The sequence below is a fragment of the Streptomyces sp. 1-11 genome (genome assembly GCF_007176755.1).
In the GTDB taxonomy this organism is placed as follows: Bacteria; Actinomycetota; Actinomycetes; order Streptomycetales; family Streptomycetaceae; genus Streptomyces.
Window position 1 is genome coordinate 202,436 of record NZ_BJTV01000007.1, and the last position, 19,932, is coordinate 222,367.

The following is a 19,932-nucleotide window of genomic DNA, read 5'->3' on the forward strand; positions in this document are numbered from 1 at the left end:
GTTGACGCAACGCACGGGTGTGCGATCCATGTGGTTCTCGGGCCGGTCAGGGGGCAGGACGGTTGAGCGCAGAAGAGACGGAGCCGCTCTTGGCAGCCGCCGTCGTCCGTGTCACGGGTGACCGGCGGGACGAAGACCCGAGCGGGGGCGGTGGCGGGGGCGGTGCCGGCTTCTTCGTCACCCCTGAACTGATCCTGACCTGCGCCCACGTGGTGTCCGACGCCCTGGACCTGCCACCGGAGGCCACGGTCGAGCCCGGCGCACTGGTCACGGTGCGGCTGCTGCTCGCGAACAACGGTGACGGCGTCGCCGCTGCCCCCACGGCGCCCGCCGAGGTCGTGGACTGGGTGCCGCTCGGCGAGGACCGGACCGGGGACGTGGCACTGTTACGGGTGAGCCGACCCCTGCCCGGGGCCCGGCCGTTGCCGATGGCGGACGCCAAGAGCGTGCGCGATCACCGGAGTTGGGTCGTGGGGTTCACCCAGGCCCATCCCCATGGGCTCTGGCACCGGGGTCGGCTCCTCGGCATCACCGGCGGCGGCTGGATCCAGCTGGCGCGCATGGACGGGGAGGACGCGCACGTTGAAGGGGGCTTCAGCGGCAGTCCCGTATGGGACGAGGACCTGGACGCCGTGGTGGGCATGATGGTGGCGGCCGAGCCGGTGCGCGCGGCTCAGCAGGCGTTCGCCCTGCACACCCGAGTCATCGTCGAGAACCTCCGCGAGCTGGAAGCCGTCGCCGATCCCCCCTCGCCGTTCCGCGGACTCGCGCCCTTCGAGGAGAAGGACTCCGAGGTCTTCTTCGGGCGGGCGGCGGAGATCGGCAAAGCCGTAGACGCAGTGCGCGGCCACCCGGTCGTCACCGTCTACGGGCCCTCCGGCTGCGGCAAGTCGTCGCTGGTGCTGGCCGGTGTGGTGCCGAAGATGCGCGGGGACGCGTACGACGTCCTGGTCCTGGGCGCCGGACACGCCGGATCGCTGCGCGTCGCGCTGGCCACGGAGCTCTACGAAGCCGCCCGCGCGGGGTGCGACGGCCCGCCCCGGGCCACGGACGCCGGCCAAGTGGACCGCTGGCTGGCCGAACTGGGCCTCGTCGACGCCTACCACCGCGCCACCGGACGACGCGCCCGCCGGCTCCTGCTCGTACTGGACCAGGCCGAGGCCCTGCTGAACCGCCCCGAGCAGGAGATCGCCGAGACGATCGCGCTGATCTTCCCCCAGCGGCCGCCCACGGGCCTGCGGGTCCTGGTCACGCTGCGCGCGGACTTCATGGACGCCGCGCTGCGCCACCCGCACCTCGGCCCCGCGCTCCAGAGCGGCGAGACGCTCCCCCTGACCCCCATGACGCCGGACCAGCTGCGCGACGTGATCACCGAGCCGCTCCGGCGGATCCCGGCGGTGGGGTACGACCCGGGCCTGGACCAGCGCATCGTGGACGACGCGGGAGGTGAACCCGGTGTTCTGCCGCTGCTCGGATTCGTGCTCCAGGAACTGTGGGACAAGCGGTCGGGGGGACGCCTGCGCACGCAGACGTACCACGACATCGGCCGTGTGACCGGCGCCCTGAGCCGCCACGCCGAATCGGTCTGGAAGGAATGCGTGACGTCCGGCACCCAGGACGACGCCGGGCGACTGCTGACCGGGCTGGTCAAGGTCCTGCCCGGCGGCGGGGCCCCGTTGCGCCGGGCCCTGACCCGGCAGGAGGCCGGCGAGGACCGCTGGCGCCTGGCCCAGGCCCTCGCCGAGCGGCGCCTGCTCGTCCTGTACGGGGGTGACGGCCGGCCGGAGAGTGCCGAGCTGGCCCACGAGGCGCTGATCACGGCCTGGCCGACGCTGGCCGACGTCACCCGGGCCGACGCCGCGTTCCTCACGGCGCGGGCAGAGCTGCGGCACGACCTGGAGCGCGCCCGGCAGGAGGACGGCCCCGGCCCGGCCGTGCTTCCCATGGGCGCGGAGCACCTGACCGGACGCGAAGCGGAACTCGCGGCCGCGGAGCGGGAGTTCCTCACCTCGGTGCGCCGCCGCGTGCGCGCCCGCCGCCGCCTGCGGGGCACCGCGCTCGTCGCGGCCGTCCTCGCCCTGACCCTGATCGCCAGTCTCCTCACGTACCTGGTGCAACAGTCGCAGGTGAGCACCGAGCGGCAGGCCGAGGGACGTTCACGCGCGCTGGCGGTCCGCTCGGACGAACTGACCGACAGCGACCCGGGGGCGGCCGCGCTGGCCGCCGTGGCCGCGTACGAGGTCGCGCCGACGCAGGAGGCCCGCAGTGCGCTGATGCGGCGCTACCAGGAGCAGCGCCGGACGGCGTGGCTGCTGTCCGGCGCCGAGGGGGCGCTCAACGCCGCGGCGATGAGCTCCGACGGACGGGTCACCCTGGTGACCTCCGAGACGGGCCGGGCCACCCTCTTCGTACGGGGAGCCGACAGCCGGGTGCGCACGCGGCAGCTGAACCTCGCCGAGAACGTGCTGGTGCCGGCCGTGAGCCGGGACGGGCGGCGGATCGCCTATGTCCGCGACAGCGACGGGGTGGTGGTGTGGCGTGACGTGGCGCCTGGTGCGAAGGAGCTCGTGGGACAGGCCCACGAGCTCGAGGGCGCCTTCTCTCACATCTCGCTGGCGGCCTCGTCCGGCATGGACGACCTGAAGATCCTCGACTTCTCCCCGGACGCCCGCCGCCTCGTGGCGACACCGGCCGGCGACTCCGGTCTCCCGGCGCAGGTGTGGGATCTCGCCACCGGACAGCCGCACTCCCTGCCCCGGCGGATCCCACGGCTCAGCGAGGTCTGGTTCGGTCCGGACGAGGACACCCTGATCGCCACGGACATGGGGAAGGGCCCGACGGGTTCCCTGCTGACGATCGACCTCGCCTCCGACACCGTGCGGGTGCGGGCCGGGAAGGTCGAGCTCAACGGCACGAGCGTGTCCGGAGACGGGCGGGTGGCGGTCGTCTGCCGGAAGGCCGGTTCCTCGTCGGACATCGCGGCCCGCTACCAGGCCGTCCGGATCAGCGACGGGGCCGTCCTGCGCAGCGTGCGCGAGGAGTCCTTCTGCAACGACACCGCCGTCGACCGGACCGGCGCCCACGTCGCCGTGTCCGGCGCGTCTGGGCAGGGAGACGTGTGGGACGTCTTCGGCACGGCCGGCACCGCGAAGCCGGTGAGCTTCCTCGGTCCGAGTCCCGTGGACGCGAACAGCGAACTCCCCCTTCTCGGCACCCCGGACTCGCCGGTCGTCCCCACGAAGGAGGACAACGCGATCCGGGGATGGGCGCTGCGGAGATCGGACGGTGCCGTCGCCTACAGCCCGCCGAAGCTGCTCGGCGACGGCAGCACCATGGTCGTCCGGGTGGGGCGCGACTCCGGACGTCTGCGTGTGGTGGAGACGGAGGGCGACGGCAAGGTCATCGCCGACGTCCGCACGGACGCGAAGACACCACCCGACGCCAAGCAGCCACTCGCCGTCAACAGCGCCGGGACGCTCGTCGCCGATGTGTCCGACCTCAACCGCATCACCGTCCGGGCCCTGCCGTCCTTGCGCAAGGTGAGCGAGTTCGAGACGGCGCGGCCTGCGCTGCCGGAAGAGGGCGCCTCGCTGGACTTCCTGTTCCTGAGAGGCAACGAAGTCGTCACCCTCGCCGGCACCGTGGTCGAGTCCTGGGACGGCCTCTCGGGACACCGTCTGGCGCCCCCGATCGACCTGCGGAACCTGCACCTCACGCGACGGCGAGACCCGAGCTACCTCGTCGGTCCGGACACGGACCCCGGATACCTGACGGTGACGGTCCAGGGCGATCCCTACGTGCACGCCGTGGAGTTGCGTACCGGGAAGGAGAACCCGCGCCGCCGCCTGCGGCTCGGCGGCGGTCTCGTCACGGCCGTGCCCATGAAGGACACCCGCTTCATGGGCGTCTTCTCCGTCGGCAGCATGGTCGAGCTGTGGGCGGTGCGACCCCCTGGAGCCGCCCACAGAGTCGTCGGGCCCCTCGGTCCGGTGACCCAGAACAGGTGGGCCGTCTCCTACATCGGGGCCTCCCGGTTCCTCTTCGCCGACAAGAACTCCATACGGGTCTTCGACGCGGCCGACCCCGACTACCAGCAGACATACGTCTTCGGGACCCGGCAGGGCTTCCTCTCGGCGGCGAAGGACGGAACGGCGGTGCTGATGGCACCGCCCGACAACGGCCCCATGTCACTCCTCCGCCTCGACCCGGCCCTGTGGAAACGCCGCTTGTGCGCGACCATCGGCCGCGACCTCAGCGAGAGCGAGCGCGACGGCCTGCCGCCCGGCCTGCCGGCACACGTCTGCCCGGCCTGACCCTCTGGCCGGTCCGAGCTGAGAACCTGTCAGCCGAACGTGTCGCAGTCGGCGACGCGGCCGGAGCGGTAGCCGGTGGTGAACCATCGCTGGCGCTGGCTCGCGGAGCCGTGGGTCCAGGTGTCGGGTGTGACCTTGCCCTGGTAGCGCTCCTGGATACGGTCGTCTCCGACGGCGGCGGCCGCGTCCAGCCCGCGGTTGATGTCGTCCTTCGTCAAGTCGGTGATCAGTGGCTTGCCGCTCTTGGGGTCGGGGGTGGTGGTGGCGTGGTGGGCCCATACCCCGGCGTAGCAGTCCGCCTGCAACTCGAGTTTCACCGAGCCGCTGCTCCGGCCCTTTCCGCTGCCGCGGGAGATGGATCCGCTGAGGTCCTGGACGTGGTGGCCGTATTCGTGCGCGATGACGTACGCCTCGGCGAACGGGCCGCCCTGGGCGCCGAACTTGCTGCTCAGGTCGTTGAAGAAGCCGAGGTCGAGATAGACCTTGTCATCGGCTGAGCAGTAGAAGGGGCCGACGTCGGAAGTCGCGTTCCCGCAGCCGGTGTTCACACTCCCGGTGAACAGGAACGTCGGGGCCTGCTGGTAGCGCTTGCCGGCGGCCGTCTCCGTCTGCTTCCAGAACGCCTGCACGCTGTCGACCACGGCGACGATCCGGCACTCCTCCTTGCCGTTGGCGTCGGCACCGGTCCGGCAGTCCGCCGCGAGATCCGCGGCTGACGTGCCGGACGACGACGTGTCGCTGCCGCCCGAGCCGAACATGCCGGGGTCGACACCCAGGAGCACGGACGCGACCACCACCACGAGCCCGACCAGCCCCCCGCCGATGGTCTTCCCACCGCCCGGGATCCCGCCGAGCGCACCTCCCCGACCGTCCTCGACCTCGGACGTGTCCAGAGCAGCGTCGTCGTCGAATTGCATACGTTGACCTCCCTCAAGCAGCGCGCCGGACCGCCCCGCGTCGTCCCGCTCGCCTACCCCGTGGAGGGACATCCCCATCCCGTCCTCTTCCTGCTCCGCCTCTCGGAGGAGCAGGCGGGCGACACCGCGACGCCGCCACGGCTCCCCGCGCCGATCAGCGGGTCAGCGGGTCCCACCCGCACACCCGCGGACGGCCGCCGCCGACGGCGGGGTGCTCGACTACTCTCCTCCCGGGCCCTTCGCGGGCCGGGAGGATGGGGGGACGGTATGGAGCCGGCGGAGCTCCGTCGCGCCGTCGAGGCGGCCCGGGCGATCGCTTCGGAGCTGGACCTCCGGACCGACGATGTGATCGTCGTCCACAACTCGGACCGCGTCGCGCTGCGGCTCGCCCCGTGCGACGTCCTGGCCCGGGTCGCTCCTGCCGGGCGACTGGCCGAGTCCGAGTTCGAGGCGGAGGTCGCCCGCCGGCTCGCCGGCACCGATGCCCCGGTGGCCGAGCTGGAGCCTCGGGCCGGTACCCGAGTCCAGGTGCGCGATGCCTTCGCCGTCTCGTTGTGGACCTACTACGAGCCCGTGGGGTCCGGGATCGCACCGGCCGACTACGCGGGCGTGCTCATGCGGCACCATGCCGCCCTGCGTCGGATCGATCTGGCCGTACCGCGCTTCACCGACCGGATCGCCAGGGCGTTGAGAGAGGTGAACGACCGGGAAAGGTCCCCTGAGCTGCCCGACTCCCACCGGGAACTCCTCAGCGGCACACTCGGTGGACTGGGCGCCGCGGTCGGCGTCGAGAGAGCAGGCGACCAGTTGCTGCACGGCGAGCCGCACCCGGGCAACGTCCTCGGCACGAGGAGAGGGCCGCTGCTCGTCGATCTCGCCACGTGCTGCCGCGGGCCCGTCGAGTTCGACCTCGCCCATGCGCCCGAGGAGGTGGCGGAGCACTACCCGGGAGCCGATCACGACCTGATCCACCGGTGTCGCGCCCTGAACTGGGCGATGTTCTCCGCCTGGCGCTGGCGCCGTGACGACCGGATGCCCGACCGGGAGCGCTGGAGAGCGGAGGGGCTCGACCGGCTGCGTGCCGCACTCGGCCGCTGCGGACCGGGCTGAGCGGGCCGGCTGCGCACGCGGCGCTCCTTCTCCTGGATCTCTCCGCACGCTGGATAGCCGCCGTTGTGATTCCCTGCAAGGAGGGAACGTCCGGGCGCGGGAGAGAAGAGCGCCCGCGGGATTCCCGGACGCCGATACACCCGCACGGTCGCGCGCACCGGCGCGCACCGGCGGAGAATCGAGGGAAGATGCCCACGTACAAGGTCGGGTACATCATCGGCAGCCTCGCCGGCGCATCGATCAACCGGACACTGTCCAAGGCCCTCATCAGGGTGGCCCCGCCCGAGCTGGAGTTCACCGAGATCCCGATCCGGGATCTGCCGCTCTACAGCTACGACTACGACAGCGACTATCCCCCGGAGGGCAGGGCGCTCAAGGAGGCCATCGCCGCCTCCGACGCCATCCTGTTCGTGACTCCGGAATACAACCGTTCGATTCCCGGTGGCCTCAAGAACGCCATCGACTGGGCCAGCCGTCCCTGGGGGGACAATTCGTTCACGCACAAACCGTCCGCCGTGATCGGGGCCTCGCCGGGCGCCATCGGTACCGCCGTGGCCCAGCAGAGCCTGCGCAGCGTCCTCAGCTACTGCAACTCGCCGCAGATGAGCGCCCCCGAGGCGTACATCAGATTCATCCCCGAGGTGTTCGGGCAGGACGGCGAGGTCACCGACAGCAGCACGGAGGGCTTCCTGCGGACCTTCATGGAGGAGTACCGCGACCACATCGTCCGAGTCCTCACGGTGCTGCCGCCCAGAAGCTGAGCCCTCCACCGTGTCCCGGCGCAGGAGAACGCACATGACAGGTCCCCTCGCAGTCCTCTTCGACATCGACGAGACGCTGGTGCACACCGGAGGGGCGGGAAGACGCAGCTGGGCCCGGGCCTTCGATCAGTTGCACGGCGTGCCCGCCGACATCGGAGAGCACACGTCGGCGGGCGAGACCGACCCGCAGGTCGGACGGGAGACGTTCCGCGCGGTGCTGGGACGCGACCCCGGCCACGACGAGATGATGCGGCTCTACAGCGCCTACCTCTGGCACCTGTCCGAGGAGATCTGGTCGTCCGAGGCCTATCGCGTCCTGGACGGCGCCGAGGACACCTTGCGGCGGCTCGGCCGCACGGGCGCCATCCTCGGCGTGGTGTCGGGCGCGATGGAGGGCGCGGCCAGGCTCAAGATGGAGCCGGGCAGACTCGGCCGCTACTTCGTCTTCGGCGCCTACGGATCCGACTCTCCCGACCGGGAGGAGGTGACACGCCTGGCCGTCGCGAAGGCCGCACGACTGCACGGACGCGCCCTCGCGAGAACCGAGGTGTACGTCGTGGGGGACACCCCACGCGACATCGAGGCGGCGCACGCCGCGGACGCCACCGCCGTCGCGGTCGCCAGCGGCCACTACACCGCGGACCAGCTGCGCACGGCGGAGGCCGACCACGTGCTGGCGTCACTGACGGAGCCGTTCCCCGGTTCGTGACCGCCGGCGTCCGGCGCGCTCGCCTTCCCGGTCCGCTCGCGGGCGCGTCCGCTCAGGACGCCGCCCCGACGGCGATGGCGCGCCGCGCGGCCTCGCGCAGGACGCCGACGCTGTCCTCCAGCGCCTGGGACTCCTGCGGTGTCATCGCGGGTTCGTGCATCTGCTGGACGCCGCCCGCGCCGAGAACGCTGGACAGGGACAGGGTGACGTCCCGGGCGGGGGAGTAGGCCGCGACGGGCAGCACCGCGCGTTCGTCCCGCAGGACCGCGTCGACGAGCCGGGCGGAGACGGCGCCGATCCCGTACTGGCTCGCGCCGGTGCCCTCGATGATCGTGATGTTGGCGTAGCGGATGCCGTCCTCGATCTCCGCGCGTATCCGGTCCACCGGCCGTCCGTCCTGTTCCAGCAGGTCGGTGACGGGGATGCCGCCGACGCTCGCGGAGGACCACAGCAGCACCTCGGAGGTGCCGTGCTCGCCGACCACCAGGGCCTGCACGTCACGCGGCCGGACCCGGAGACGGTCCGCGAGGTGGACGCGGAACCGCAGGCTGTCGATGAGGGTCCCGGTGGAGAACACCCGGTCGTGCCCGGCCAGCCGCCGGGTGAGGTCGGCCAGCGGATCGGGCGGGTCGGTGACGACCATGAGCACCGCCTGCGGCACGACCTCGACCACCTGGGGAACGATGTCGGCGTAGACCTCGGCGTTGGTCTCCAGCAGCCGCAGACGCCCCTTCGCGTCGGAGCGGTCGGTGGCGCCGCCTGCCTTCTCGTTGACCCCTGCGGTGATCACGACGACCGCGGCGCCGGCGAGGTCCTGGTAGCCGCCCGAGCGCAGGTCGACCGTCGGCGACAAGGGGGCCGCGTACCGCAGATCGGCGGCCACGCCGTCCGCGCGGGCGGTGTTCCGGTCGATCAGCAGGATCTCCCTGCAGACGCCGCCGCGTTCCACGAGGGACAGCGCCGTGGCCGACCCCACGGCGCCCACCCCCACGATGCCGATCTTCATGTCCTACCTCCGGTCGCGGGGCGGGCCCGCTGCGCCGAGCGCGCGGATCCCGGTACTGCGCCGTGCGTCCACCAGTTACAGCGTGGTCCCGGCGGCCCCGGGCGGCATCCCGGAGGGCGGCCGTCCTGGCAGGCCCGCGACCGCCTGGTTCCGTGTGCCGGGGCGCCGTGGCGTCTGCTCGTCGGGCCCTGCCGACGGTGGCAGTGTGGGATACGTGACTACTGAGGAGAACTCGGCGGGCATGTGGAGGCTGCGGCGGTCGAGCCGGCTGCTGCTGCTGATCCCCGTCGTGCTCATCGTGGTGATCACGGCCGTCGACCAGCTGGTCCCCGAGGACATCCATCTCGGCCCGCTCCTGGTCATGGCCCCCGCTGTGACCGCCTCCTTCGCCGGAGCGTGGCTCACCGGTCTGATCGGCTCGCTGTCCGTGGCGGCGCAGGCGTACATCGGCTGGCACTTCGGTGTGCTGACCTCGCGCAACGTGCTGGTCCAGATCCTCGCCCTGGCGCTGCTCTCGGCCCTGAGCGTCTTCTTCTGCAGGGTGCGCGAGCGACGCCAGCGCCAGCTGGCCCAGGTACGGTCGGTCGCGGAGGCCGCGCAGCACGGGCTGCTGTGGCCGCTGCCCGAACGCGTGGGGCCCGTGCAGATCGCCTGCCTGTACCTGGCCGCCGAGGACGAGGCGCAGATTGGCGGTGACCTGTACGCGGCCACGCGCATCACGGGCGGCGTGCGCATCATGATCGGGGACGTCCGGGGCAAGGGGCTGTCGGCGATCGGCGAGGCCGCTCTGCTCATGGGGGCCTTCCGCGAGGCCGCCCACCGGCACGCCACGCTCCCCGACCTGGCGGCCACCCTGGGGCACAGCGTGAGCCGCTACCTGGCCGACTTCGAGCCGGCCACGGAGGCCGGCGAGCGTTTCGCGACCGCCCTGCTGCTGGAGCTCCCCGACGACGACCACACCATCCGGATGATCAGCTGCGGGCATCCCCCTCCGCTGCTGTTCAGCCCGGCCGGCGGCATCACGGTCCCCAGCCTGCACCCGGCGCCACCCCTGGGCGTCGCCGAGACGGGGCCGGACGCGTACGCCATCGACATGGCCCCCTTCGAGCAGGGCGACACCCTCCTGCTCTACACGGACGGCGTCATCGAGGCCCGCGACCGCGACGGCCGCTTCTACCCCCTGGAGGCGCGTGTCGCCCAGTGGAACAGGACCGGCCCCGAATCGCTGCTCCACCACATCCACCGCGACCTGCTCTCCCACACCCGCGGTCACCTCAACGACGACGCCGCCCTCGTCGCCCTGCACCGCCACCCGCAGGACCACGAGCACCGCCGCCACGGCCGCCGCGTGTAGGGCGGCCCACAGCGGTTCGGCGCGTACCTCGTGCTCCGGGGTCTGGTCTCCTCCGGCGCCGTCCGTCTACGGCTCGCACGCCCGCACCGTCACCTCACTCCCGTAGCGGTGAGCTCGACGAGGTGCCGTGCCGTGCCGGCGGGGTCGACGATCTGGTGCAGGTGTGCGCCGGGCAGGTGCGCCACGCGCCAGCCGCGCTCGCCGGCCTGGCCGGCGAGTTCGTCGTACGGAGGGCCGAACAGCAGGTAGGAGCAGGGATGGTCGTCCCAGCCCTCGGGGACGGGGATGTGCTGCTCGTAGTAGGACAGCGGCAGGCGCGGCTGCTCCTCGACGACCGTCCGGCGCATCGCCGGATCGCTGAACATGGGCGCGACGTCCGCCTCGTCCCACCAGTCGGTCCAGCGCGGCAGCCTGCCGTCCACCGCCATCGGGCGGAGGAACTCCAGGAGGTCGGGCGTGGCGACAGGTGTCGAACCCGCCCGGGCCGGCAGCGCGGCATCGACGAAGACGGAGCTCATCACCGGATGGTCCAGACCGGCACGGATCGCCGGGAGGAACAGGCCCGCGTTGCTGTGCGCCGCCAGCACGACGGGACTGCCGGCCGGGACCTGCCGGAGGTCGTCGCGGACGGCGTCGGCGACACGGGGCCAGAAGGGAGGCTCGCCGGCGCCGATGTGCAGCAGGGAGGGGACCCGAACCCGGTATCCCGCCGCCGTCAGGTGTTCGGCCACAGGGTGCCAGGTCGAGGGGCCCACGGACGGACTGTGCACGAGAACGAAGATCGGCTGCATGGAAGGATCCTGCCGCCGATGCCATGGGCCGCGCCACCGTCTCGGCCGACAGCAGAACGCCCGCCCCACGTGAAGCACTCGGGCGGTGGGCGGCGGTGGCCACGGCGGTGGGGAACCGGACCCGTGTGAGCCTCCGGCTCAGGTGCGTACGAGCAGCAGGCGGTCGCGGCGGCCCGGGCCGCGTTCGCGGCGCGGGCCGCCGGTGTCCCGGCCGGCTGGTCACATGGCGCGTTGCAGCCGGTCCGCCATCAGCTTGACGAACCGCGCCGGCTCCTTCGGCTGGCCGCCTTCGGCGAGTACGGCCAGGCCGTAGAGGAGTTCGGCGGTCTCCGCGAGCGACGTGTGGTCCGTGCGCTCCGTGTACGCCTGGTTGAGGCCCTTCACGAGCTGGTGCTGGGCGTTGAGTTCCAGGATCCGCTTGGCGCGGGGCACCTCCTGGCCCATCGCGCGGTACATGTTCTCCAGGGCCGGGGTCAGATCGTCGGCGTCGGAGACCACGCAGGCGGGGGAGACGGTCAGGCGCGACGACAGACGGACCTCCTTGACCTCCTCGCCCAGTTGGTCCGTCATCCAGCCGAGGAGACCGGCGTACTCCTCGTCCTGCTTCGTCTGCTCGCCCTCGGACGCATCGGAGTCCTCGGCGTCGAGGTCGATGCGGCCCTTGGCGACGGACCGCAGCTTCTTCCCCTCGTACGTGCCGACGGCGTCGGCCCAGACCTCGTCGACGGGATCGGTGAGCAGCAGCACCTCGATGCCGCGGTCCCGGAAGGCTTCCATGTGCGGGGAGTTCTCGATGCTCTCCCGGGACTCGCCGGTCAGGTAGTAGATGTCCTCCTGCTCGTCCTTCATCCGCTCCAGGTACTGCTTGAGCGTGGTCTGCTCGGTGTCGTGGCGGGTGCTCGCGAACGAGGCCACGGCGAGGAGGGCGTCGCGGTTCTCCGAGTCGGTGACCAGCCCCTCCTTCAGGACGGTGCCGAACTCACGCCAGAACGTCGCGTAGCGGTCCGGGTCCTTGGCCATCAGGTCCTTGACGGTGGAGATGACCTTCTTCGTCAGGCGGCGGCGCATCAGGTCGATGTGGCGGTCCTGCTGGAGGATCTCGCGGGAGACGTTGAGCGAGAGGTCGGCCGCGTCGACGACGCCCTTGACGAAGCGGAGGTACGGCGGCAGCAGCGCCTCGCAGTCCTCCATGATGAGCACGCGCCTGACGTAGAGCTGCAGGCCCCGCTTGTAGTCGCGGTTGAAGAGGTCGTAGGGGGCGTGGGCGGGCAGGAACAGCAGGGCCTGGTACTCGAAGGTGCCCTCCGCCTGGAGCCGGACCGTCTCCAGCGGGTCGCGCCAGTCGTGGCCGACGTGCTTGTACAGCTCGTGGTACTCCTCCTCGGACACCTCGTCGCGGGATCGCGCCCACAGGGCCTTGGTCGAGTTGAGCGTCTCGAACGCGGGCGCCTCGTCGCTCCCGTCCGCCGGGCCCGAGCCGTCCGGTCCCGCGGCGTCGGACGCCATACGGATGGGCCAGGTGATGAAGTCCGAGTACCGCTTGATGATCTCCCGGATCTTGAACGGGGAGGTGTAGTCGTGCAGTTGGTTGTCCGGGTCGGCGGGCTTGAGGTGCAGGGTGACCGAGGTGCCCTGGGGCGCGTCGGCGACCGTCTCCAGCGTGTAGGTGCCCTCACCGCGGGACGTCCAGCGGGTGCCCTCGCTCTCCCCGGCGCGCCGCGTCACGAGGGTCACCGCGTCCGCCACCATGAAGCCGGAGTAGAAGCCGACGCCGAACTGGCCGATGAGACCTTCCTCGGCCCCTTCCCCGGCGTTTTCCCTGGCTTCCCGCAGCTCCTGCAGGAACTGGGCGGTGCCCGAGTGGGCGATCGTGCCGATCAGTCGCCCCACCTCGTCGTAGGACATGCCGATGCCGTTGTCGCGCACGGTCAGGGTGCGGGCGTCCTTGTCGACGTCGAGCTCGATGTGCAGGTCGGACACGTCGGCGTCGAGGGAGTCGTGCCGCAGCTTCTCGAGGCGCAGCTTGTCCAGCGCGTCGGAGGCGTTGGAGACGAGCTCGCGGAGGAAGACGTCCTTGTTCGAGTAGACGGAGTGGATCATCAGCTGCAGCAGCTGACGGGCCTCCACCTGGAACTCGAAGGTTTCGGTTGGCATGTTCGCGTATACCTCACAAAGTCCTGTCATCGGACAACTGGCTCGGTCACTGAAAACAACGTCGGATGTGAAGATCGGGCCGCCGCCGGCCCCCGGCCGGCCCCGTCCTCACCGGGCGCCGTGCCGGCCGTCGGCTAGCCGGAGTCGGCGGCGGACGACGTGAGGGCGTCGAGCCGGGCGGCGAGGTCGGGGTGGGCCGCCAGGTGGGGGCGGGCGGCGTTCAAGGGGCGGACGAGGGCTGCGGGATCGTCCTGGGCGAGCGCCGCGTCGAGTTCGCCCAGCGGGTGGCGGGCGGCGTCGGGGAGGTCCGTCAGCGCGGTGATCCGGGCGGCGACGCGACGCAGCTCGGCGGCGTGGTTCCGGGCCCAGGCGGTGGTGCTGCGCTGGGCGGCACGGTGTTCGCGGGCGGCCTGGACACGCTGTTCACCGGTCGTCCCGGCGGGGCCCGGCCGGTTGCGCAGGTACCGGCGTTCGGCGGCCTGGCGGCTGGCGACGCCGAGGGGCCGGGCGAGGTCGGCCCAGCTGGCGCCCGCTTCCCGGGCGGTCTCGATCAGCCCGGTCTCCCATCCGGCGAGCTGTTCCCGGACCTGGCGCAGCAGCAACAGGGAGGCCAGAGCCCGCTCCGCTCCGACACCGGACGCGCCCGGAGCGTCGGGTACCTGCCGCTGGGCGGTCCGCAGGGCGTCGTCTATGGCCTCCAGGGCGGCGGCAGCGGCGAGAAACGACACCGGGCCCCCGCCGCCCGCGAGGGCAGAGGCCGGTCGGTCAGTTCGATCCGCCGTCGTCATGGCACCTCCTCCGCATCGTCATCGTACGGATGACCGCGATGATTGTCATCCGATGGACGACAGGTGGCAAGGGCAGGAGCTGACGTGCCGCGGGCGGAATCTCGAAGGCGAGGACGGTCTGCTGTGAGCGCTTGAAAAAGTGGGCTGAGCGCGGCCCTGGAAGCCGCCGTGACGCCCCTCGGCCCGGGAAGGGGCGGCCGCGCGTGCCGGGTTCGGAGTCGTAGCCCGCGGAGCCGGCTCCGGACCTCTCCACCGGCCCTGCGTGCCGTCGCGGCCCGCACGTCCGGCCCAGACGTCGTGCTCCCGGCCGTACTGTCTCCCCACACGAGAGGGGGCCCGATGGACCGGAGCATCCGCACCGTCGAGGACGTGCTGAAACTCCTGGACGACCTGTTCACGCCGCAGGCCGACCGCTGGACGAGCGGTGCGGCGGCTTGGTGGGACACCTTCTACGCCGACCGCTCCAGACCCGTGCCGTTCTTCGAGGCGAAGCCCGACGAGAACCTCGTCTCCTACCTCGACCGGCGGCTCGTCCGCCCGGGCCGGGCGCTCGACCTCGGCTGCGGTCCCGGACGCAACGCCCTCTACCTGGACTCCCTCGGTTTCCAGGTGGACGCCGTCGACCTCTCCCCGGCAGCCGTGGACTGGGCCGAGGAACGCGCCCGAGAGGCCGGAGCCGGTGTCCGGTTCCACCGGGGAGACGCCTTCGCCCTCACGGGCACCGAGCTGAGCGGGCGTTACGACCTGATCTACGACTCGGGCTGCTTCCACCACCTGCCGCCCCACCGCCGCATCAGCTACCTCGCCCTGCTCGACCAACTCCTCGCACCCGGCGGCCACTTCGCGCTCACCTGCTTCACGGACGCGGAGAACGGGGGATCCGACCTCCCCGACGCCGCCTTCTACCGCGACGCCCGCCTGCACGGAGGGCTCGCCTACACCCCGCAGTCCCTGCGCCGCATCTTCGCCGACCTCACTGAGGTGGAGATCCGGCGGATGCGCGACGAGCCCGCCGAATCCGCCTGCTTCGGCGAACCCTTCCTCGTCGCGGCGTTGTTCCGACGCGCCTTCCGCGGCCCGGGAGGCTGATCACGGCACGTGGGTCGCATCCGTTCTTCCCGTCGGCTTCCGACGAGCCGGAGCGGACGGCCGAAGCGACGGACAGCGCCGGGACAGCAGGCATCCGGCCAGCGCGGCCGAGTCACTCCGCCACGGCGTCGTATCGCCCTGCCCGCTCACGACGGCGCGTTCCGCGAGGGATCAGGCGGTCGAGACGATCGCTCGTGTGACGGCCGTGACCGCCGGGCTGGGGCGGCCGGGGAGTCTCGCCACGAGAACCCGGCGGACCTCGGCAGGCGCGCCTTCCACGTGCAGCAGGCTCACTCCGGGCGGGAGCACCGGCGAGAGCCGCGAGGGCACCGTGGTCACCCCGAAGCCGCCGGCGACCAGCTGAAGTTTCGTCAGCCAGTCGCGCGCGCAGTGCACGACGTGCGGCCGCCCGGGCAGGCCCGGCCAGACGCCGAGCAGTGGCTCGGCGTTCGACGCCGGAGCGGCGATCCACGCGGCGGCGACCAGTTCGTCGACGTGCACCGTGGTGCGGCCGGCGAACTCGCCGGTCGAAGAAGCCGCCACGACCAGTTCGGTGTCCGCGACGGTCTCGGCGTGCAGGCGCGGCGACTCGCCGTCCAGGGGCCGGTGGGGCGGGCGGGATGTCAGGACGGCCAGGTCGACCGAGCCCGCGCGCAGTGCCCGGATCAGGGAGGGCGTGGTGCCCTCGGTGGTCGTGACCGTGATCTGCGGGTCGGTCACCGCGAGGCGGGTGAGTGCGGGAGGCAGGAGGGCCGCGCCGGCGCTCAGGAACAGCCCCAGCCGCACCAGTTCGGTCCGCGGGGCGGTGCCGGTGAGGTCGCGCTCGGCGGCCGTGAGGCAGTCCAGGATCGTGCGGGCGTGGCGCAGCAGGGTCAGACCCGCCGGGGTGAGCCGCACTCCGTCGGGGCGGCGTTCGAACAGAGCGGTGCCCGCGCTTCGTTCGAGGGAGGCGGCCTGGCGTGAGATCGCCGACTGGGTGTAGCCGAGCCGGGTGGCCGCCGCGGTGAAGCTGCCGGACTCGGCGATCTGCCGCAGGACCCGCAGGCCTGTGCTGGAGACGTCCATGCGGTACACGCATACCACGGATGCGTGATCGTCGCTTCCCGCATGACCGTCCGGCTCCTAGTGTCGATCGCGGCGGACACGGAGGAACACGAGGAACACGAGGTCAGCACGTGCGAGCAGCAGTTCTCACGCGGTTCGGAGCCCCGCTGTCGGTGCGGGAGGTGCCCGACCCCGGGGCCGGCGGCGGCGAGGTGGTGGTCGAGGTGCTCGCCGCCTGCGTGGCCCCGTACGCGGCCGAGGTCTTCAGCGGCGAGCGCGACTACCCCCTGGTCCCTCCCGTCGTGCCCGGGATCGGCGGGGTGGGACGGGTCGTCCAGGTGGGCCCGGACGCCACCCGGCTGCGCCCCGGCGACCTGGTGTGGTGCGACTCGACGGTGCGCTCCCGGGACGACGCCCTGACGCCCGACATCACGCTCCAGGGCTGGAGTTCGCGCGGCGAGGGCGGCGCGCGGCTCGCCCGGCACCTGCACGACGGTTCGTACGCCGAGTTCATGCGGGTCCTGACGGAGAACGTCTTCCCGCTGCCCGCGGCGGCCGGGGACGACCCGGCCCGCTGGGCCGCGCTCGGCATGCACGTCATCCCCTACGGCGGGCTGCTGGCCGGCGGGCTCGCAGCCGGCGAGACGCTGCTCGTCAGCGGGGCCACCGGCAACCTCGGCAGCAGTGCGGTCGCGGTCGCGCTCGCCATGGGGGCGGCCCGGGTGATCGCTCCGGGCCGCAACCGGGCCGCGCTCGGCCTCCTCGCCGACCGGTTCGGTCCGCGTGTGCGCCCGGTCCCGCTGACCGGGGACGAGGCCGGCGACCGCGCGGCGTTGGCCGCGGCGGCCGGCGGCCCGATCGACATGGTGATCGACCTGCTGCCGCCGAGCGCGCCCAGCTCGGCGTCGCGCACGGCGGCCATGACCGTGCGCGAGTACGGCCGCGTCGTTCTCATGGGCGGCGTGGGCATGCTCGGCGGCGACGACCTCGCACTGCCGTACCCGTGGATCATGCGCAACTCGATCACCGTGCGCGGCCAGTGGATGTACCCGCGTACGGCGAACGTCGGCATCATCCGGCTGATCGCCTCGGGCACACTGGACCTCGCCCCCGAACGGGTGCGGTCGTTCGGCCTCCACGCCGTCAACGACGCCGTCACGTACGCCGCCGCACACGGTGGCCCGTTCGACCGCACCGTCCTCACCCCATCGGCTCGCTGACCGGACCGGCGGCGGGCCTCGACGAAGGGAACGGCCCGGGTCGATGCTCAGACTGAAAGTCGCGAGCGCGGTGATGTGCGGTGCCGGGATCGCCGCGATATCCCTCAGCGTGTCGGGGAACGGTGGTCACCGGCCGGTGATCCCGCTCGTCCTGGGGAGCATCGCCGTTGCCTGCGGCGTGGTCCTGACGGTGCTCATGAGGCGCGCCTCCCGAAAGTGAGGCGGCGACGCGCCGGGCCCCGCCCCGCCCCGCCCCGCCCCGCACCGGGCGAGCCGGTGCGGTGCGTTTCGGGCGCCGCCGGCGGCGCCCCCATGGTCATGCTCGTCCTCGCCCCGGCCGGATCCGCGTCCCCGTGACGCGGACAGCCGGACGCGTCTACCAGGCCACCGGCAGCTCCAGCGGGAACCGTCTGATGGTCTTCGTGTCCCACCGCACTTCCTCGGGTGCCACCGCGAGCCTCAGCCGGGGGAACCTCTCCACCATCCGGCCGATGGCCACTTCGAGCTCCGCCATGGCGAGGGGCATCGCGATGCACCGGTGCCCGCCCCAGCCGAACGTCATGTGCGGAGCGTTGGGGCGGTCGAGGTCCACGACGTCCGGGTCCGGATAGCGCTCCGGGTCCCGGTTGGCCGTCAGGTACGAGACGTGGACGAAGTCGCCCGCCCGGATGCGCACACCGTCGAGCTCCACGTCCTCGAGAGCCACCCGGGGAATTCCGACGCCCTTGCGGAACGGGATGTAGCGGAGCAGCTCGTGCAGGACGTCGGTCAAGGTCTCGGGCCGGCTCCTGAGGTGCTGCAGCAGCGCGGGACGGGTCAGGAGCAGATAGGTGATGTCGCTGATCTGGCAGGTCGCGGTGTCCTGGCCGCTGAGCGCCAACGTCAGTGCCAGGAAGGCCAGTTCCCTGTCGTCGAGCTGCTCGTCGCCGTCCTGTGCGGCGGCCATCGCGCTGATGATGTCCGGACCCGGTGACTTACGGCGCTGTGCGACCAGTTCCGCGAAGTAGGCCGCCATGTCCGCCTTGGCCTTCATGGCGGCTTCCTTGTTCTCCGCGCCCACGACGAGGAGTTGGTGCACGGCGTCCTCGATCCAGGGCCACTCCTCCCGCTTGATGCCGAGAAGGTCCAGGACGGCGTGCCGGGGGAGTTTGTCGGACAGGTGCTCGACCACGTCCGCCGGCGGTCCCTGTTCCTCCATCTCGTCCAGCAGGCGGTCCACGAGCTGCACGATCCGGGGCCGCATGCCGTCGACCTGCTGCTGCGTGAAGGCCTGCGAGGCCAGGTGACGAACCCGGCTGCTGTGCGGCGGGTCCATCACGTTGATCGACTCCGGGGAGACGATGGGCTCCGGCGTCATCCTGGGGTAGTCGTGACCGGTGATGCCCGCCCTGCTGAACCGCTGGTCGGTGGTCACCTGCTTGACGGCGTCGAAGCCGGTGACCAGCCAGGCATCCGCGCTGCCGTAGGGAAGCCGGATGCGCACGGGCGATCCGTGCCGCATCAAGGACTCCAGCGAGGGATCGAAGTCCAGGGCTCTGCTGAAGTCGAACGGGCAGCTGAGTGTCTCGTTGTCCGCGGTCATTGGCCGGCTCCTCCGGGCATGGGTACGACGTTGGTGGTGTCCACGGCCTTGCGAACCGCTGCGGCGAGCCTGACCGCGTTGCCGACGGCCCAGTAGTGGACGAAGAACAGCCGTGGTTGGTCGTTGAGGTTGTGATGGTGCAGCTCGACGAGTTCGATGCCACCGCGTCGCAGGGCCGTGAGGGCGGGCTGCACCTCGTCGGCGACCATGACCAGGTCACCGCTGAGGGCGGCCCGTCCGCCACCGAGCGGCTGGAAGTTGACCGAGGTGGTGGCTCCCAGCCCCGGAGGCAGCACCATGTGGCCGTCGGTGACGGTCTCACGACGGACGAAGGTGCTCTTGTAGATCACACCGTCGGCGACGCCCTTGACGCCCATCGCCGCGTCGATGGCGGCGGTGTCCAGGTCGACGGGCGGCGTGGGCGCGGCGGGTGCGGCGGGCGGGGTACCGGTGCGGTCGAGCGCGGCGCGCAGGCCCCGGGCGACGGCCACCGGATCGTGACCGTGCGCGTGCACGTGGACCCACCAGACGGGCGGCTGGTGGGCGAGCAGGTGCTTGTGGATGGCGGTCTGCATGACGCCGTGCCGCTGCAGGACATCGCAGAAGCGCTGCAGCTCGTCCTCGGTGACGACGGTGTCGCCCATGAGGAGCGTGCTGAGGTCCGAGTACCGGACGAAGGACAGGTGCGTGCCGAGGGCGAGCGCGGGATCGACCAGGACGCCTCGCGAGCGCACCTTGAGGTCCCGCCGTGGAAAGGCCGTGTGGTACATGAACCGCCGCATGTCACCGGGCCGGCCGAGCGCCGCTCCCACGGCCGCCCAGTCCGTCAGCTTGGTCATCACCGGTTGGATCGGGGCGTGCTCGTCCTGCCGGGCGTGCAGGGCGCCGGCCCGGGCCGGCGCGGCGCCGAGCACGGGTGTGAGGGCGGGCGCGAGGGCGGCCGCGGCCAGCACCCGGCGCCGGGACGTGGTGTTGGGGGATGGTGAGTCCTGCTGTCGCTTGTCAGCCATGACATATGCCTCCTGGCTTGATCGAAGCACCGGAGACCGCGTTGACCGGTGACCGACGCAACACATCCCGCAGGTGGGCTAACA

The 19,932-nt window shown here is 72.0% G+C and carries 15 protein-coding genes; 7 read left to right on the forward strand and 8 right to left on the reverse strand.

The genetic code is table 11. The features are described 5' to 3' along the window. Nucleotides 1–89 precede the first annotated feature (89 nt). Nucleotides 90–4,313 (forward strand): trypsin-like peptidase domain-containing protein, encoded by a 4,224-nt coding sequence (locus TNCT1_RS17125; protein ID WP_235902653.1) that lies wholly within the window; start codon nucleotides 90–92, stop codon nucleotides 4,311–4,313. A 29-nt stretch (nucleotides 4,314–4,342) separates the two neighbouring features. Here TNCT1_RS17125 and TNCT1_RS17130 read toward each other — a convergent pair whose 3' ends face one another. Further along, complete coding sequence (locus tag TNCT1_RS17130) at nucleotides 4,343–5,230, reverse strand: neutral zinc metallopeptidase (protein WP_143632856.1); 888 nt, start codon at nucleotides 5,228–5,230, stop codon at nucleotides 4,343–4,345. Nucleotides 5,231–5,497: 267 nt separating this feature from the next. Here TNCT1_RS17130 and TNCT1_RS17135 point away from each other — a divergent pair, with 267 nt between their 5' ends. From TNCT1_RS17135 to TNCT1_RS17145, 3 genes are all read left to right on the forward strand, one after another. Further along, complete coding sequence (locus tag TNCT1_RS17135; RefSeq protein ID WP_143632858.1) at nucleotides 5,498–6,340, forward strand: phosphotransferase; 843 nt, start codon at nucleotides 5,498–5,500, stop codon at nucleotides 6,338–6,340. 188 nt (nucleotides 6,341–6,528) lie between these two features. Further along, a complete protein-coding gene (locus tag TNCT1_RS17140; protein ID WP_143632860.1) occupies nucleotides 6,529–7,101 on the forward strand; it encodes an NADPH-dependent FMN reductase in 573 nt (190 codons plus the stop codon). A 34-nt stretch (nucleotides 7,102–7,135) separates the two neighbouring features. After that, the gene (locus TNCT1_RS17145) at nucleotides 7,136–7,810 is read left to right on the forward strand and encodes an HAD family hydrolase (protein ID WP_143632862.1); all 675 of its coding nucleotides are present in this window, start codon (nucleotides 7,136–7,138) and stop codon (nucleotides 7,808–7,810) included. A 52-nt stretch (nucleotides 7,811–7,862) separates the two neighbouring features. On the opposite strand, the gene TNCT1_RS17150 is transcribed toward TNCT1_RS17145, so the two are convergent. Then, nucleotides 7,863–8,816: an NAD(P)-binding domain-containing protein gene (locus TNCT1_RS17150; protein WP_143632864.1), complete on the reverse strand. Its 954-nt coding sequence runs from the start codon at nucleotides 8,814–8,816 to the stop codon at nucleotides 7,863–7,865. 241 nt (nucleotides 8,817–9,057) lie between these two features. On the opposite strand from TNCT1_RS17150, the gene TNCT1_RS17155 reads away from it, so the two are divergent. Then, nucleotides 9,058–10,170, forward strand: a complete 1,113-nt coding sequence (locus tag TNCT1_RS17155; RefSeq protein ID WP_143633282.1) for a PP2C family protein-serine/threonine phosphatase — start codon at nucleotides 9,058–9,060, stop codon at nucleotides 10,168–10,170. A gap of 89 nt (nucleotides 10,171–10,259) precedes the next feature. On the opposite strand, the gene TNCT1_RS17160 is transcribed toward TNCT1_RS17155, so the two are convergent. The 3 genes from TNCT1_RS17160 to TNCT1_RS17170 all read right to left on the reverse strand — a co-directional run bounded on the left by TNCT1_RS17160 (nucleotide 10,260) and on the right by TNCT1_RS17170 (nucleotide 13,903). Next, on the reverse strand, nucleotides 10,260–10,961 hold the full coding sequence (locus TNCT1_RS17160) for an alpha/beta hydrolase (RefSeq protein ID WP_143632866.1): 702 nt from the start codon (nucleotides 10,959–10,961) through the stop codon (nucleotides 10,260–10,262). Nucleotides 10,962–11,180: 219 nt separating this feature from the next. Continuing rightward, entirely contained in the window at nucleotides 11,181–13,115 is a 1,935-nt protein-coding gene (gene htpG / locus TNCT1_RS17165) for a molecular chaperone HtpG (protein WP_143632868.1), read from the reverse strand. Between the two features lie 134 nt (nucleotides 13,116–13,249). Continuing rightward, nucleotides 13,250–13,903, reverse strand: coding sequence for a type III effector protein (locus tag TNCT1_RS17170; protein ID WP_143632870.1), 654 nt, complete (start codon nucleotides 13,901–13,903; stop codon nucleotides 13,250–13,252). Nucleotides 13,904–14,242: 339 nt separating this feature from the next. Here TNCT1_RS17170 and TNCT1_RS17175 point away from each other — a divergent pair, with 339 nt between their 5' ends. Then, nucleotides 14,243–14,992 (forward strand): class I SAM-dependent methyltransferase, encoded by a 750-nt coding sequence (locus TNCT1_RS17175; RefSeq protein WP_143632872.1) that lies wholly within the window; start codon nucleotides 14,243–14,245, stop codon nucleotides 14,990–14,992. Between the two features lie 171 nt (nucleotides 14,993–15,163). On the opposite strand, the gene TNCT1_RS17180 is transcribed toward TNCT1_RS17175, so the two are convergent. Then, a complete protein-coding gene (locus tag TNCT1_RS17180) occupies nucleotides 15,164–16,057 on the reverse strand; it encodes a LysR family transcriptional regulator (RefSeq protein ID WP_143632874.1) in 894 nt (297 codons plus the stop codon). A gap of 110 nt (nucleotides 16,058–16,167) precedes the next feature. Here TNCT1_RS17180 and TNCT1_RS17185 point away from each other — a divergent pair, with 110 nt between their 5' ends. Next, nucleotides 16,168–17,256: an alcohol dehydrogenase catalytic domain-containing protein gene (locus tag TNCT1_RS17185; RefSeq protein ID WP_143632876.1), complete on the forward strand. Its 1,089-nt coding sequence runs from the start codon at nucleotides 16,168–16,170 to the stop codon at nucleotides 17,254–17,256. A gap of 376 nt (nucleotides 17,257–17,632) precedes the next feature. Here the strand turns inward: TNCT1_RS17185 and TNCT1_RS17190 are convergent, their stop codons facing one another. Beyond that, nucleotides 17,633–18,838 carry a cytochrome P450 gene (locus TNCT1_RS17190; RefSeq protein ID WP_143632878.1) on the reverse strand — a complete coding sequence of 402 codons (1,206 nt, stop codon included), beginning with the start codon at nucleotides 18,836–18,838 and terminating at the stop codon, nucleotides 17,633–17,635. Then, nucleotides 18,835–19,848, reverse strand: a complete 1,014-nt coding sequence (locus TNCT1_RS17195; RefSeq protein WP_143632880.1) for a DUF1259 domain-containing protein — start codon at nucleotides 19,846–19,848, stop codon at nucleotides 18,835–18,837. The genes TNCT1_RS17190 and TNCT1_RS17195 overlap by 4 nt, the downstream gene beginning before the upstream one ends. Nucleotides 19,849–19,932: the final 84 nt, after the last annotated feature.

Excerpts from the sequence above, each read along its gene's own strand:
- TNCT1_RS17195 (WP_143632880.1), bottom strand. The coding sequence starts at position 19,848 with ATGGCTGACAAGCGACAGCAGGACTCACCATCCCCCAACACCACGTCC.
- TNCT1_RS17180 (WP_143632874.1), bottom strand. The coding sequence starts at position 16,057 with ATGGACGTCTCCAGCACAGGCCTGCGGGTCCTGCGGCAGATCGCCGAG.
- TNCT1_RS17190 (WP_143632878.1), bottom strand. The coding sequence starts at position 18,838 with ATGACCGCGGACAACGAGACACTCAGCTGCCCGTTCGACTTCAGCAGA.
- TNCT1_RS17155 (WP_143633282.1), top strand. The coding sequence starts at position 9,058 with ATGTGGAGGCTGCGGCGGTCGAGCCGGCTGCTGCTGCTGATCCCCGTC.
- TNCT1_RS17150 (WP_143632864.1), bottom strand. The coding sequence starts at position 8,816 with ATGAAGATCGGCATCGTGGGGGTGGGCGCCGTGGGGTCGGCCACGGCG.
- TNCT1_RS17145 (WP_143632862.1), top strand. The coding sequence starts at position 7,136 with ATGACAGGTCCCCTCGCAGTCCTCTTCGACATCGACGAGACGCTGGTG.
- htpG (WP_143632868.1), bottom strand. The coding sequence starts at position 13,115 with ATGCCAACCGAAACCTTCGAGTTCCAGGTGGAGGCCCGTCAGCTGCTG.
- TNCT1_RS17170 (WP_143632870.1), bottom strand. The coding sequence starts at position 13,903 with ATGACGACGGCGGATCGAACTGACCGACCGGCCTCTGCCCTCGCGGGC.
- TNCT1_RS17135 (WP_143632858.1), top strand. The coding sequence starts at position 5,498 with ATGGAGCCGGCGGAGCTCCGTCGCGCCGTCGAGGCGGCCCGGGCGATC.
- TNCT1_RS17160 (WP_143632866.1), bottom strand. The coding sequence starts at position 10,961 with ATGCAGCCGATCTTCGTTCTCGTGCACAGTCCGTCCGTGGGCCCCTCG.
- TNCT1_RS17140 (WP_143632860.1), top strand. The coding sequence starts at position 6,529 with ATGCCCACGTACAAGGTCGGGTACATCATCGGCAGCCTCGCCGGCGCA.
- TNCT1_RS17175 (WP_143632872.1), top strand. The coding sequence starts at position 14,243 with ATGGACCGGAGCATCCGCACCGTCGAGGACGTGCTGAAACTCCTGGAC.
- TNCT1_RS17130 (WP_143632856.1), bottom strand. The coding sequence starts at position 5,230 with ATGCAATTCGACGACGACGCTGCTCTGGACACGTCCGAGGTCGAGGAC.